The organism is Methanococcoides methylutens (assembly GCF_000765475.1).
Lineage (GTDB): Archaea > Halobacteriota > Methanosarcinia > Methanosarcinales > Methanosarcinaceae > Methanococcoides > Methanococcoides methylutens.
The window spans coordinates 1-13,977 of the sequence record NZ_JRHO01000015.1 but is presented as its reverse complement, the minus strand read 5'-3'; the positions used below and the strand labels follow the sequence as shown (position 1 = coordinate 13,977).

The 13,977-nt window shown below is 39.7% G+C and carries 12 protein-coding genes and 2 pseudogenes; 7 read left to right on the top strand and 7 right to left on the bottom strand.

Annotation, left to right across the window (positions count from 1 at the left end; translation table 11 throughout):
* Positions 1-21: 21 nt before the first annotated feature.
* The 4 genes and pseudogenes from LI82_RS12640 to LI82_RS13490 form a co-directional block, all read right to left on the bottom strand.
* Positions 22-2,157 (bottom strand): histidine kinase dimerization/phosphoacceptor domain -containing protein, encoded by a 2,136-nt coding sequence (locus tag LI82_RS12640; RefSeq protein ID WP_052402940.1) that lies wholly within the window; start codon positions 2,155-2,157, stop codon positions 22-24.
* A 59-nt stretch (positions 2,158-2,216) separates the two neighbouring features.
* Positions 2,217-3,419: an FIST signal transduction protein gene (locus LI82_RS12155; protein WP_048196354.1), complete on the bottom strand. Its 1,203-nt coding sequence runs from the start codon at positions 3,417-3,419 to the stop codon at positions 2,217-2,219.
* Positions 3,420-3,886: 467 nt separating this feature from the next.
* Positions 3,887-4,678, bottom strand: a complete 792-nt coding sequence (locus LI82_RS12150) for a 2-amino-3,7-dideoxy-D-threo-hept-6-ulosonate synthase (RefSeq protein ID WP_048196352.1) — start codon at positions 4,676-4,678, stop codon at positions 3,887-3,889.
* A gap of 59 nt (positions 4,679-4,737) precedes the next feature.
* Positions 4,738-4,854: pseudogene (locus LI82_RS13490) on the bottom strand (deoxyuridine 5'-triphosphate nucleotidohydrolase); the annotation flags it as partial.
* A 268-nt stretch (positions 4,855-5,122) separates the two neighbouring features.
* Between LI82_RS13490 and LI82_RS12140 the strand changes: the two are divergent.
* Positions 5,123-6,163, top strand: a complete 1,041-nt coding sequence (locus tag LI82_RS12140; RefSeq protein ID WP_048196348.1) for a PAS domain-containing protein — start codon at positions 5,123-5,125, stop codon at positions 6,161-6,163.
* 221 nt (positions 6,164-6,384) lie between these two features.
* Here LI82_RS12140 and LI82_RS12135 read toward each other — a convergent pair whose 3' ends face one another.
* The gene (locus LI82_RS12135) at positions 6,385-6,897 is read right to left on the bottom strand and encodes a deoxyuridine 5'-triphosphate nucleotidohydrolase (protein ID WP_048196401.1); all 513 of its coding nucleotides are present in this window, start codon (positions 6,895-6,897) and stop codon (positions 6,385-6,387) included.
* A 253-nt stretch (positions 6,898-7,150) separates the two neighbouring features.
* On the opposite strand from LI82_RS12135, the gene LI82_RS12130 reads away from it, so the two are divergent.
* Together LI82_RS12130 and LI82_RS12635 are read left to right on the top strand one after the other, a co-directional pair.
* Positions 7,151-7,840 (top strand): MEDS domain-containing protein, encoded by a 690-nt coding sequence (locus tag LI82_RS12130; RefSeq protein ID WP_048196346.1) that lies wholly within the window; start codon positions 7,151-7,153, stop codon positions 7,838-7,840.
* A 19-nt stretch (positions 7,841-7,859) separates the two neighbouring features.
* The gene (locus LI82_RS12635) at positions 7,860-9,974 is read left to right on the top strand and encodes an ATP-binding protein (RefSeq protein WP_052402937.1); all 2,115 of its coding nucleotides are present in this window, start codon (positions 7,860-7,862) and stop codon (positions 9,972-9,974) included.
* 352 nt (positions 9,975-10,326) lie between these two features.
* Here the strand turns inward: LI82_RS12635 and LI82_RS12120 are convergent, their stop codons facing one another.
* Both LI82_RS12120 and LI82_RS12115 read right to left on the bottom strand, forming a co-directional pair.
* A complete protein-coding gene (locus LI82_RS12120) occupies positions 10,327-10,752 on the bottom strand; it encodes a hypothetical protein (protein ID WP_048196344.1) in 426 nt (141 codons plus the stop codon).
* A gap of 281 nt (positions 10,753-11,033) precedes the next feature.
* Positions 11,034-11,423: a hypothetical protein gene (locus tag LI82_RS12115; RefSeq protein ID WP_048196342.1), complete on the bottom strand. Its 390-nt coding sequence runs from the start codon at positions 11,421-11,423 to the stop codon at positions 11,034-11,036.
* A gap of 370 nt (positions 11,424-11,793) precedes the next feature.
* On the opposite strand from LI82_RS12115, the gene LI82_RS12110 reads away from it, so the two are divergent.
* The 4 genes and pseudogenes from LI82_RS12110 to LI82_RS12095 all read left to right on the top strand — a co-directional run.
* Positions 11,794-12,333, top strand: a complete 540-nt coding sequence (locus tag LI82_RS12110) for a cache domain-containing protein (protein WP_052402935.1) — start codon at positions 11,794-11,796, stop codon at positions 12,331-12,333.
* 25 nt (positions 12,334-12,358) lie between these two features.
* Positions 12,359-12,682 carry a hypothetical protein gene (locus LI82_RS12105; RefSeq protein ID WP_135607276.1) on the top strand — a complete coding sequence of 108 codons (324 nt, stop codon included), beginning with the start codon at positions 12,359-12,361 and terminating at the stop codon, positions 12,680-12,682.
* A 63-nt stretch (positions 12,683-12,745) separates the two neighbouring features.
* Positions 12,746-13,399 carry a hypothetical protein gene (locus LI82_RS12100; RefSeq protein WP_048196337.1) on the top strand — a complete coding sequence of 218 codons (654 nt, stop codon included), beginning with the start codon at positions 12,746-12,748 and terminating at the stop codon, positions 13,397-13,399.
* Between the two features lie 201 nt (positions 13,400-13,600).
* A pseudogene (locus LI82_RS12095) lies at positions 13,601-13,977 on the top strand (IS5/IS1182 family transposase); the annotation flags it as partial.

The following is a 13,977-nucleotide window of genomic DNA, read 5'->3' as shown; positions in this document are numbered from 1 at the left end:
AAAGCTCCCCCAACTCCTTACTTATTCCTCAAAAGTTATCACGAATTTAGTACCCTCGCTTCGATCAAGCTCTATTTCACCACGAATTTGTTTTACAAGTGTTGTTACCAGTTGCAAACCTAATGAATGTGAATTCCTATAGTCCAGCTCTTTAGGAATACCTGTCCCAGTGTCGCTGATAATAAGTGTAAACATCTTGTTTTCAAGATGGAATTCAATATTGATGTCGCCTTCTTGCTCTTCCTGATAAGCATACTTTAAGGAATTTGAAACAATTTCATTGATGATCAATCCAAGGGGGATAGTTCTCTCTATTCCCATGTTTATGTTATCAACGTCCAGTTTCAATTTGGCTGCACGGTTGCCTATCCTGTATGTCTGGAAAAGGTAGTTCGTCAAATTTTTGATGTAATCCCCAACATTTATACTTGCCAGATCCTTTGATTGGTACAGTTTCTGATGGGCAATGGCCATTGATCGGACGCGGTTCTGACTCTCCTTGAATGCATCGATTACTTTTTCATCACTGAAGTTTCGAGATTGAAGGTTGAGCAAACTGGAAATGATTTGAAGGTTATTTTTCACCCGATGATGGATCTCTTTTAACAAGGTATCCTTTTTCTGAACTTCTTCTGCTTGTTTGCGTTCGGTAACATCTTCTACAACGCAGATGCCTCCCAGCGAAGATTCGTTCTTCGAGAAAATTGGGTTAGCTTCAGCTTTGATCATTGTATGTTTGCCACCGATGACTGATCTATACTCTCCTTCATAATGTCCTGGTCTTTTAGAAAGTGTTTCTCTAACGACCTTAGACACTTGAACATTTTCCGGTGACTTCAGTATATTATATCCGATTATCTTTTCTGCAGGTGCTCCAATGATCTTTGCAAAACTATCATTAGAATGGGTAATTACTCCATTTTGGTCATAATGGAAAATTCCTACCGGAGAATGCTCAAAGATCATGCGGTACTTGTTCTCAGAATTAAGTAATTCTTCTTGTACCCACTTTCGTTTTTCTTCCACGGCTATTGCCGTAGCAATCACCCCTATCATCCATTTATCTTCTTTTGTGGGTACAAAATCGTTCTGGAACACACAACATAGGGAGCCAACGCAGTTTGTTCCAAGCTTAACCCCTGTTCCTACATAGGTCTTTAACCCATATGGGATTACATTTGGGTCTGTGTGTGCATATGCTGTTTCGTAAAGGTTCCGGATTACCATCAAGCGATCTTGTGCACGCTGGATCACATCATAGCAAAGATGTCCTTCTGGCTCATCAACGGGTTTGTAATCAGTTGGTGTATTCCACTGTCCCCATGAACAGAGCAAACCCTCATCTAATCGGTTGTAGAATGCACAGTTAGCTCCCATCATTTCTCCGAAAAGGGCTGTAAGGTAATTGATGTTCTCTAATGGATCAGTCCCGAAGCTTAAGAAACATTCGTTCATCTTTTTGATGCGGTACTCTGCTTGCTTACGTTGTGTGATCTCTTGTTGGAGCTGGTTGTTGGTACTTGTCAGTTCTGCTATATTTTGTCGGATAATTTCCCGTGACTCAATATTGTGCAGCAATGCGCTCATCTGGTGAGTGAACACCATGAAAGACGGTCTGAGCTCTTCATCGATTTTGTCATAGAACTCCTTCTTTTTTATGGATCGTCCTCCCAGAACAAATCCCTGCAGATCTCCATCCTTGTAATATGGGGCGTAAATAACCTGGCATAATCCAAGCGATTCCCAGGGATTTGTTGGGCTGGAATCCTCGATAAAGACGGCTTCTCTTGCGTTCACAATGTCATCGGAAACCATCCAGTCCATGACCAATGGATATTTTTCATCAAAACCATAATCCTCCACAAGCGTTAAACGATTATTAGCCATGTCGTAAGTGAAGAATGCACCACATTCAACCTCAAAAACTTCAACTATGGATTCTACCGTTATCAATAAAAGGTCATGCAGATCTTTACTCCGAATGGCTTTCTTGTTGTATGACTGGATCGACTTAAAGCGACCCAGCTCCTGATCAAGGAGATCTCCCGTATTGACAAGCTTCTGCTCAATCGCAGAAAAACGGCTTACCTGCTTCTGTAGCTTATTATACCTGGCTTTAAGCTCATCATAGTTCAAGGTCTCACCATTCATGATCATTTTCTACCTTTATTCATTCATGTTGCGAGGTGTTTGGTACGAATACACTGAGGGCCACATTATTCGTTGCATTTGACAATGACATACAGGGCTGTTGTATAGTTATGGAATTGGTCTCGCCCTCCTAATCTTGCAAACTCGCCCAGTCCGTACATTCCCAGCCATGGTACATCCTCATCGTTACATAGAGGATACTGCATCCTGGCTACAATTTCATCTTTAAGGACACGGTTTAACATTCCTCTTCCTCTTGCGACACAGTCCGCATGGAAAACGGCGACAGGTTTACGACCGTTGCATTTTTCTACGATCTGTCCAACCATCTGATCAAGACCATCAAATATTAGATCTTCATCCCTCTTGGTGAAGTGGAGTTTTGTGCCTTTGGGACACTCAACAGGCATGTAGATGCTACCATCCGTTCCTTTCTTTGCTATCACACGAAGGATGTGGGTGTTGCCATACTCTTCATGTAAGTTCTTTGGTAGTTCCTCTGCAAGTGCTCCAATTGGGATCGTATCCTCAAGTTGTGCTGTCTCGGGTAGTCCAAGATTCTCTGTCAGGCATTCCCAGGCTGGCTTCCCATTCAGCTCGTACACACGGTTCGACTCAGAGCGTGTAACTTCAAAAGGCATTTCCATGATTGCGAAACCATGGGAAGCTTGTGTTATTACCTCGAGTGTAGGGTCTGCAAAACCAATTGCTAATGCAGCTTTTTCAAATATCTGGTCGCCAACGAACTGGAAGCTGTTCATGGCTTTCATATTATCAGAAGAGGTAGCTCCAAATATTGGAACATCTCGACCAAAAACTGACTCGATGCCTTCCAGCGCTTTGTCGGCAGCAATATCAATGCCTGATGCCAAAAAATGGATCATGTTGACGTTTGAATTTTTGCTTTTCAGGTCCTTGGCCAATTGGGCACCGACCTCATACGAATTTTGACCTGTTATATTGTCTTTTATGGCTACGGAATATTCATCTTTCCTGCCTTTTATCGTCATGATCGCCAGACATCGCATTGCTTCATTTGGTCCTTCTTTACCAATGATTCCTGAACAGGTACAACCCACAATCTGTGCACTGGGCGCGATTTTGTGTGCTTCACCTAAGATATCATTCAGATTATGGCCAACAGTGGCATAGATTACAACAAGATCGCAATCAGTGTTCTCTTCATCAACGAGTGCGTTTTCAAGGCATTCTGCTATGGCTTTTTTTGAGTTTACAACTGCGGTACTGCTGGATGAAAATTTTAGCATAGTTTCCCTCCACTTTAGTTAGATTATGATTCAGTAATTTTACAAATTATTTCATGTTAATTTCTGTGTCAGGGTAGTGTTATTATTATCACAAAAGAAATATTTTCTGATATAAATACATGATTGTTTTAATTGTACACTTAAATATTAGTTTTTACAAAATAGATACTATTATAATGAATAATTCAAAAGCAGTGCTCAGCTAATAAATCTTGGTAAGATTCAAGATATTATCGAACATCTCTATTAGCTGCCAAATAGGTGCTGAAAAAAATTAATTCTGATTCTGGCGGGAGTTTGCTCATATTTTATCAATATTTGCTTAATCTACAACTAAAATAAAAAGTGACTTAAAAATCGTATCGTGACCGATAAATACCCTATTTTCGGACAAAGCGGCTAATACAAAAAAGTACTTAAAACTAAAAAATGGATGCCGGGATCTCCGGCATGTGAACGGTCTTATTTTAGTCTTCCATAGCCTCGTCTGCAGTCATTCCGCCATGGACGACCTTTGAGATACGAGTGACAAGTCTTGTTGGATTGTCAGACTGGAAAACGTTCCTGCCCATTGCGACACCCTTGCAGCCAACCTGAAGTGCATCATAGATCATTTCGAGCAATTCTTTTTCGGTATCCATCTGTGGACCGCCTGCAATAACTACAGGAACAGGGCAGCCATCAATGACCTCTTTGAAAGATTCAGGGTCGCCGGTGTAGCTCGTCTTGACGATGTCAGCTCCAAGTTCTGCACCAACCCTTGCTGCGTGTTTCACGTATTCCACGTCAAGTTCGGATTCGACCTTTGCACCTCTTGGGTATGTCATTGCAAGAAGTGGCATTCCCCATTCGTCACATTTCTTTGCGATATATCCAAGGTCCTGAAGCATTGCTGCTTCATCATCAGCACCAACGTTGATGTGAACAGAGACAGCATCAGCGCCTACTTTTATAGATTCCTCAACGGTCGTAACAAGTACCTTGTGGTTTGGATCAGGTCCAAGTGATGTGGAACCGGAAAGGTGTATGATAAGTCCTACATCTCTTCCATAGCCACGGTGTCCGTGCTTTGCAAGTCCCATGTGACCAAGGACAGCATTTGCACCACCCTCTGCAACCTTGTTAACAGTTGATGGCATGTCGATCAGACCTTTGATAGGTCCTGCACCGACTCCATGGTCCATTGGTATGATTATAGCATTTCCCGTATTTCTGTCGAAAATACGCTCCATCCTGACAGATTTGCCAATTTCGCTCATGCTAGAGGAGATAGGTATTATATTACATATCCTTTACGTGGATGCTATTATATGGCATGTCATATGTTCTCATGCTGGTGTCTTCCACAATAACCTTCATCCACTTCGGTGTGAAGGTGGTAGAAAAGAAGCTGCATTATGCGTGCATCTTTCTGAAGGTCGAACCTGCTGATATTTTATATCGTAGGTTTGCACTCGTTCCTCTCCTTCTTTTTCTTCTCTTTGATCTAAGGGATATACTCTGGATTGTGTACAAAGAATCAGCTGATTTTTTGTTGCGGTCTTGAGTAAATTTGTTCCAAGAGAAATATATATATACAACATTGCCAATACAGGCAAACTTGATGTATGTAAAGTCAATTTGTTTTAGTCCAATAATAACTTCGTATCTCATCATTTCTCTATTTACGAATACATATGATCAAGGATCTTGGTGGTAATAGCATGCAAGAACATTCAACAAAAATAAACGTTCTTATGTCAGACGTTCCATATGGTGACCATACTACGCTTGTATACAAAAATGGCGATAAAGTGATCGATTTTGTCTCGTCTTTTTTAAGATCTGGCTTTAAGAGCAATGACCTATGCATTTGGATAACGCCCGGGATAAAAGATAGTGAAGGTCACGATGATCTTTTTGAGGAAAAAACCATTTTTGTTAACCAGAGTTCCGGTTCCTCTAATTTCGATCTTGTTTTTATGAGCCCTACACTGCTTTCGAATGCCAATGATTTTTGTGCTGCTATACTGGAATTTATAGAAAAGAAACACAAATATGCCATTAAATGTGGATTCAAGGGGCTTAGGATAAATTTTGATCTGATGGCAGATAAAGGTCAAATGTTTTCTTTCCTCAAACAGTGCAGAAAGTCGATCATTTCTTCAACTTCGACCATCGATCTGACTGCCCTATTTACTTGTCCTCTTGATTCATTTTCCTCGTCGGAAGTCTTTGACTTGATGGATGATCGGGAGAATACCATAATTAAAAAGAATGGTATGTGGGTCAATCTGATGGATCTTCTTAGCAGCAAGTACAGGAAGCACCTGCGCATTTCTCCTGAGTTGATGAAGAGGGAAAAAGAACTACATTCCATTTATAGTAACAGTCCTGTAGTGGCATTTCTCAGGAATTCAGAAAATGGTTTCCCTGTTGAATTCGTTTCTGAGAACATATCCCAGTTTGGTTATTCAGCAGAAGATCTCATGTGTCACAAGGTTCTCTATGAGGATCTGATCCATCCCTGGGACATTGACGATTATTTTCTGGCCTTTTCTGAGTGTATTAAAAATGGGGATCACGAATTTACAAAAGAATACAGGATATTGGACCACAAATGTAATCCTCGCTGGGTCAATGAAACGTCATTGATCGAGACAAATAATTCCGGGAGTCCGATTAGCTTCCAGGGCATCATTGTTGATATTACTGAAAGGAAACTTGCAGAAGAATCTTTAAGGGGATCCGAGGTTAACGCTTAACCCCCTTTTTGATAATTGCAATGGTCCATTTTCTTTTATGTCCAGGTTCGATACATTTTTGAAATTTTCCAGGGACTATACTGGACGTAAGTACACAGATATAGTGCTTTTAGTACAAAGACTAAAGCGAAGCTTTCCAGTACAAAAAGTAAAAATTTGGGCTAATATGAAAGTTCCAGCTATCTTAAAGATATTTTGTGCGGGCGCCACTATAGTTCATGTTAGATATTCTCATGCTGGTATCTTCCGCAATAACCTTCTTCCACTTCCGTTTGAAGGTGGTAGAAAAGAAGCTGCATTATACGTGCATCTTTCTGGAGGTCGAACCCGGCGGTATTGTGGACCACGAGCATGCATTCGCTTCTTCCACAATATCCTGCATCCCATACAGCGGTTTCAAGAGTAGCTCCACATCTGATAAGGCTGGAACGTGGTTTAGCGATCGCTGCCAGTGTCTTTGGTATGTTGACGATTTCATTCAAAAGGACTTTGTATATTCCCGGTTCAAGATGTATCCAACCATTCGCATTGAATTCGATCTTACTGCCTTCAGATATCTTTCTACCGGAATTATCAAAATCCACCGCTCCTGCACCTTCAATGGTCCTGACTTCCTGAAGGGTCATCTCCACGCCATTTGGCTGAAGCTGGGTGTCCATATCTATCATGTTCTCTACAAGAGGTGGATTCGCAAGTACAAGCTCTCGAAGTTCATTTTTTGATAAGAGGGTCATAGCTGCTTGATAGTCTGGATGGGTTATTATGATTTCGGGAAGGAATATTCGAATCATTTCAAGTGATGTTTTTATATCGGTTTGTATAAAAGTTGACACAAATTACCTATATGGGCAACATTTATATATTATACTGTAATACAGTCGAACTTGAGGTATGTAAAGTAAATTTGTTTTAGTTACACAATTGCTTCCGACCTCATAATTTTGCAATATGTGGATACATAAGATCCAGAAAAAAGGTGTTAATAGCATGCAGGAATATTCAAGAAAAATGGATTTGCCTATATCAGACGTTCCTCACGGCGACCATATGACACTTGTCTATAAAAATGATGATAATGTACTTGACTTTGTTTCTTCTTTCTTAAGGTCTGGCTTTAAACGTAATGATCTATGCGTTTGGGTAACGCCTGGGATGAAGAAAGAAGAAAACACGAATGATCTTTTCAAGGAAAAAACGGTTTATGTCAATCAAAATTCATGTTCCTCTAATTTCGATCTTGTTCTTGTGAATCCGGCATTGCTTTCTAATGTTGGATCTTTTTGTGATTCTATATTGGAACTTATTGAAAAAAAGCAGAAATATGTTTGTAAAAGCGGATTCAGTGGACTGAGGATCAATGTTGATCTGATGGCAGAAAAAGACCAAATGCTTCCTTTTCTCAGAGCGTGCCGAAAATCGATCATCTCTTCAACTTCAGCTATGGATCTTACAAGTTTATTTACCTGCCCTCTGGATTCATTTTCCTCTTCAGAGGTTCTCGAACTGGTCGATGATCGGGAAAATACTATCATGAAAATGAATGGTATGTGGACCAATCTGGTAGATATGCTAAGCAGCAAGTGCAGGAAGCACCTACAATCTTCTCCAGAGTTGATAATAAAAGAAAAAAGAACTACTGTTAATTTGCAGGAAAAATATATGAGTTTCCACTATTGAGTATCTGGGTATTGATATCATGAACAGCTATTCAATAGAAATGAATGTGCCTATATCAGGCGTTCCACATGGTGAACATTCTACACTTCTATACCAAAATGATGATGATGTTCTTGATTTTATCTTCTCTTTTCTGGAGTCGGGTTTTAAACGTAATGATCTCTGTATCTGGATAAAACCTGGGATAAAAGAAAATGAGGAAACAGATGGACTTCTCAATGAAAAGATTACTTTGGTTAAACAAAATTACGGTTCTTCGAATTTCGATCTTGTTCTTGTAAACTCTAATCTATTATCTAACGGGAAGGCGTATCATGATGCTATATTGGAGATTATAGAAAATAAACAGAAATATGCCGTTAAAAATGGATTCAATGGACTTAGGGTCAATATTGATCTGATCATGGATAAAGTTGACACGCTCCCCTTTCTAAGAGAGTGCCAAAATTCCATCATTTCTTCAAGTTCAGGTGTTGATCTTACGTCCTTATTTATCTGCTCTCTGGATTCATTTTCCTCTTCAGATGTTATCGTGCTCATGGATTGTCGGGAGAAAATCATCATGAAGAAGGATGGTATGTGGACCTATATGGTGGACCTGCTCAGCAGTAAGTACAGAAAACACCTGCGCACTTCTCCAGAGCTAATGAAAAAGGAAAAAGAGTTGAAGTCGATCTACAGGAAAAGTCCGGTAGTAGCATTCCTGAGGAGTTCGGAAAATGGTTTCCCTGTTGAATTCGTTTCTGAGAATGTATCTCAGTTTGGCTACTCAGCAGTAGATCTCATGGCTGATAAGGTTCTTTATAAGGATATAATTCATTCCGAGGATGTTACTGATTATTTTCTGGCCTTTTCTGAATGTATAAAAAAAGGCAAGTCAGAATTTACAAAAGAATATAGGATAATAGATCGTGAACGTAATATTCGTTGGGTCACTGAAACGTCACTGATCGAATTGGATGATCATAGGAAAGCAATTCGCTTCCAGGGTATCATTGTCGATATTACTGAAAAGAAACTTGCAGAGGAAGCTCTAAAAAAGACAGAACTTAATTTTAAAACTCTCTTTGATCATTCAAATGATGCGGTTTTCATTTACGACCTGTCCGGTTATATTTATGAAGTGAATGCTAAATTATGTGATTGGTTAGGTTATACAAGAGCCACATTGTTGAAGAAAAACATAATAGAGACCTTCAGTCCGGAATGCGCAGCACATTTTCATGAATGTATGGTAGATTTTTTTCATACTGGTGGATGTATCTTCGAAATGGCGCACCTTCGAAAAGATGGTTCTGAAATACCAATTGAAATGAGTGCTCAGCTTATAGAATATAATGGTAACGTCGCGATTCTGAGCATTTCCAGAGATATAACTGAACGCAAGAATGTAGAACATGCTCTTTTAGAAGCAAAAACCAACGCAGAGGCCTCAAATAACTTAAAAAGTGAGTTTCTGGCTAATATGAGCCATGAACTCCGAACTCCTTTGAATTCTATTATCGGATTCTCAGATGTCCTTCTCTACAATGACGAAGATCTGCTTAATGATGAACAAATAAGATTCATAACTAATATATCTAAAAGCGGTAAACATTTACTAAGCCTTATCAATGATATTCTTGATCTTTCAAAGATAGAGGCTGGTAAAGCTGATCTTCATTATGAAGTGTTTATATTTTTAGATATGTTGAATGATGTAATATCAATTGTTTCTCCTCTTGCTCAACAAAAAAACTTACATCTGGATACAATTATCGAATCTGATAATTTTTGTATTAATGCTGACAAGCTAAAATTAAAACAGATCATTTTTAATCTGGTGACTAATGCTATCAAGTTCACGCCTAAAGGTGGTTCAGTAATTATCCGGGTCGAAAAGAACACTGATTTATTAGTTATTAAAGTTGAAGATACGGGAATTGGAATTCCCAAATCTGCACAATATGATCTGTTTAAACCATTTACACAGGTGGACTCTGCTTCGAATCGCCAGTTTGAAGGCACAGGTCTTGGTTTGTCCCTCGTCAAAAAATTAGTAAATATGCACGGTGGTAATGTTTGGGTCGAAAGTGAGCCTGGTGTTGGAAGCACATTCGGTTTTAGTGTTCCTTTGTCTCTTGAATTACCTTAATTTTGATCGTTCCAATGCTTAATTACATTTTCAGGATGGTCATTTTTTCAGGAATTATGGACAATTACTGAAAAAAGCAATATTGCTGCTACTGAGAGTAAGAAATAAGTATGTGACAAAAAAACCATGCTGATCTCCGGTACAAGGCATGAGATATTGAATGAAAGTACCAGTACTGGTATGAACCTGATAATGTCCCGGTTTGAATAAGAGCTATTTCTTAAGATCTCCAATTCTGCTCCTACTTTAGTTGACCTTAAGACGAGGACCGCTGAAATGGCGTAGAATGCAATTATCGATATATAAGGAAGGATGGTTGTAGGTATCCTTTCAGGCAGAAGGTACAGGAATGTTACAATATAAAGTAAGATAAGTACCCCACAAGTAGCTTGAAACTTCGTTTACCTAATTCCAGAGAATTCAGGTCACTGATCTTTGTGAGCCTATAAAACACTGCAATTATCAGCAATGTCCCTATCAGGGAAATATTTGCAGATACGAGGTCGAACTGGTTCTCGTTAGCGATGAAAGTGCTTATCAATATCAGGAAAAGCACTAAAATGGCAGTTTTCCTTTTAGTTCGTTCCAGTATGATCTCATGCGTGGTAAGCACCTTTCCGGTCAATATCTCAAAAACAAGTATCGGAACGATGAAAGACATTATCGGATGCCATAAAAAGACCAGTATGGGAAATTCACCTATGCCCAATCCAAGAAAGGTACCCACGGATGGACCTTCGGAAGCGAAATGCCAGCCCACAAGACCTTGGTTATCCACGATTCATACAAACCAAAGAGCACTCCAAAAAGATAAAGCTGGATTAATGATGTCCGTTGTGTTAGCGTGATCCCTAAAAAGAACAAAAGATGGGCCAAGTAGAGCGGAAATGTTAGAGAATTCCCCAGCGTTGATGAACCATGTATGTGAAGCTCCTGAGAATACTTCTGCAAAGAGCATGGATAAGGTTCCTATCAGGAGTATGGGGGGGAAGTTTTTGCATGTTATGAATGATGGGGGTGCTTTGGAATTAGTAGTAAGATGGTATATTTGTGGGCTTTTTATTTCACCCACAAGTCGATCGCTTCAAAAGAATCTGGTCTGGGGAACCATTCAACGGTTGTGGTGTGGTATCCATTATCAGTTAGGATCGTTTGTAGCTTTGGATTAATACCTGTGGGGATCGTCAGATTTAGTCCCTTATTTGCTGCATGCGTTTCTAACTCTGCGAGGAATTGCCTGCCTTCTCCGATGCAATTCCATGTATGTGCACATAGTTCCTCTTCAAGTATTGCAAAGCGAACATAATTTCCAGTGCTCGATCTAATGATATATTGCTTCGATTTGTCCCCTGCAGATTCACACAAATATTCGGTACATAAGCAACCGCTTAAATTCGAGTTTTCTTCGGAATTCTCAAAAGGGTTCGTGCTAATATTTTCCGCTGTCATGATATTATCCCTCCTTGCTTTATAATATCATATGTTCACACATATCAGTCTACTGACCATTTTTTGTACAATTGTGGTCACAAATGGGGGTCGAGAAAGGTCAAGTCCAGATCAATCCATGATCTTCTGGAAATAAGGCCAATTCGTGGACATTCCCGGTGATTGATCCGGGATTTGTGCATTCTTTTTTGAGCTAGAGATTACTTCAAAAGCTATCTGCGAATGGTATTCGGACATGAACACTACGATAAGGGACTACCTTTCTTCCTACACTCTAAACCCCCTCAAGACTCAAAGCATATCTATTTCATTCATAAAGTCAAAATTCAACTTAACTATCGAAATTCATTTTTCCAACAGGGGATATAATATGAGCGATCTTAAAACCATAATTTGTATTCTGTGTACGGCTACCCTATTACTGGTAGCCTCTGGCTGTATCCAGCCGGACGATACATCTATTTCTGAGCAGGAAGATCAAACAGTTGAAGAGGAGCAGCCCGTTCTGTTTTCACAGGAAGACTATACGGTATCCCGGGTAAATGCGGCCATTGACCTTATGGAAGAAACAGGAGAACTGGCATTTCCTGAATTCAGGGAGAGCAATAGTGAGTGGTTCCACGATGATTTCTACATATTCATCTGGAAGACTGATGGGATGCGTGTTGTCTATCCGCCGGACCTGAGCGGCGAAGGTCAGAATATGAGCGAACTTGTGGACTTCAACGATAAACCCATAGGTCAGATATACATTGATATTGCTCTCAGTGAAGAAGGTGAGGGCTGGGTTGATTACTACTGGCCAAAACCCGGTGAAACTGAGCCTTTAATGAAGCATACGTTTATTAAGAGGGCATCGATCGGGAACGAGACCTATCTTGTGGGGTCCGGCTTCTACGTTGATGAGTGACCTGCACTGGAATGGGGGTGATAAGATGACTGAGAATAAACCTATTATCAGAATGTATTTTGCTAGAATCAAGGAAGCATTTTATGATCTGTCTGAAGAGGAAAAGTCTGAGTTTATGCGTAAGGATCGTGAGGAAATGGATGAACTTGGAATGAAAGTCCTGATGATGATCGACTGCCGTTGGTCCAATGAAGAGTGGGATTTTGTTGGGATCGAAGAATGGCCCAGCATAGAAGCTCTTGAGGAGCGTGGCAGATTCGAAAAAGAAGAACTGGAAGCTTTCAGGTATGTCGAATCGCGGACTTATCTGGGTACTTGTGAATCCTTTGCTGAATATGGTAAAGAATGAGATCTGGATCAATGGAGACCCAGACAAGTTCCAGAGAGTCTAATCTTCCTAAAAGGGATGCTCATGAACAGGGCTGAGATGGACAGAGTTGACAAGTTTGCATTCTGGGTATCTACAATATTCAGATTGATGCTGATCATAGGATGCATAGTAGCAACATTTACCGGAAACTGGATGCACTTAGGTTTCTTCATCTATGTCTTGATCGTAACCTTCCTGCCAAGCATAATCGAGAAAACGTACAGGTTTGAGTTTCCCAACGAGTTCGAAGTACTGATCATGCTCTATATCTATGCATCTCTCATGTTGGGTGAATATGGTGAGTATTTTGAAATATTCTGGTGGTGGGACCTCTTCCTTCATACATCCTTAGGTATAATCTTTCCAGCACTTGGATTTATTTTGGTATATGTTTTGAATTCTGAACATCAAGTAAATCTGAGCCCCTTTTTTATAGCACTGTTTTCGTTCAGCATTGCGGTGTCATTTGGCACGATCTGGGAAATATTTGAATATGTAATGGATGTGGTGTTCGGGCTCAATATGCAAACATCAGGACTGGTTGATACCATGTGGGATCTGATTGTTGAAACGCTGAGTGCATTATTAATGTCTACTCTGGGATACTTGTATCTGAAAAAAGATATCCATATTCGTCTGTTCGAAAAAGCTGAAAGGAAGTTCATCGAAAGGAACCCACGTCTGTTCAAAAAATGATGTGTGTTGACTTTGTAAGGGATTTATACATATATTATTTTTGGGCTCTGTAGAAATCCTCTTTTCTAAATCCAATTGAGCCACTACATTTTTTATAAGAAGAAGTCCCCTGTGACTTTTCCAACCAAAAACACAAGGGGATGTTTGTGTTTGTTCCAGATTGAAGATCTGGAACCCCCATTAAATCTATGATTTAATGGCTTGTCTAACAAGTACTTAAATTTTATCGACATAGCATTGCAATTAACACGATATTCACACCTTCCAATCTACAGTTGCAAATATTCAAAGCAAACTTACACTCAACATCAACTATTGACGTTGGTTTTGTTTAAAGAATACTTGAATGAAGATTACCGAGACTTTGTTGAGATCATTGAAATTATGGATTCTGTTCAATCAAAAATAGGACTGAACAAAGTTCCTCATTTTACTACACTTCAAAAATTTGTTACTCGAATCTATTCTGCATTTCTTGATCGTATCTTTAAGAGAACATTAGATCTATTTTACAAGAATGGCGAATCAATTGAAGTCACTGGGATTGATTCAACGGGGTTTACAAGTGGTTATTGTAG

Coding starts and splice junctions, on each gene's coding strand:
- LI82_RS12640 (WP_052402940.1), bottom strand. CDS start 2,157: ATGATCATGAATGGTGAGACCTTGAACTATGATGAGCTTAAAGCCAGG.
- LI82_RS12155 (WP_048196354.1), bottom strand. CDS start 3,419: ATGCTAAAATTTTCATCCAGCAGTACCGCAGTTGTAAACTCAAAAAAA.
- LI82_RS12150 (WP_048196352.1), bottom strand. CDS start 4,678: ATGAGCGAAATTGGCAAATCTGTCAGGATGGAGCGTATTTTCGACAGA.
- LI82_RS12140 (WP_048196348.1), top strand. CDS start 5,123: ATGCAAGAACATTCAACAAAAATAAACGTTCTTATGTCAGACGTTCCA.
- LI82_RS12135 (WP_048196401.1), bottom strand. CDS start 6,897: ATGACCCTCTTATCAAAAAATGAACTTCGAGAGCTTGTACTTGCGAAT.
- LI82_RS12130 (WP_048196346.1), top strand. CDS start 7,151: ATGCAGGAATATTCAAGAAAAATGGATTTGCCTATATCAGACGTTCCT.
- LI82_RS12635 (WP_052402937.1), top strand. CDS start 7,860: ATGAACAGCTATTCAATAGAAATGAATGTGCCTATATCAGGCGTTCCA.
- LI82_RS12115 (WP_048196342.1), bottom strand. CDS start 11,423: ATGACAGCGGAAAATATTAGCACGAACCCTTTTGAGAATTCCGAAGAA.
- LI82_RS12110 (WP_052402935.1), top strand. CDS start 11,794: ATGAGCGATCTTAAAACCATAATTTGTATTCTGTGTACGGCTACCCTA.
- LI82_RS12105 (WP_135607276.1), top strand. CDS start 12,359: ATGACTGAGAATAAACCTATTATCAGAATGTATTTTGCTAGAATCAAG.
- LI82_RS12100 (WP_048196337.1), top strand. CDS start 12,746: ATGAACAGGGCTGAGATGGACAGAGTTGACAAGTTTGCATTCTGGGTA.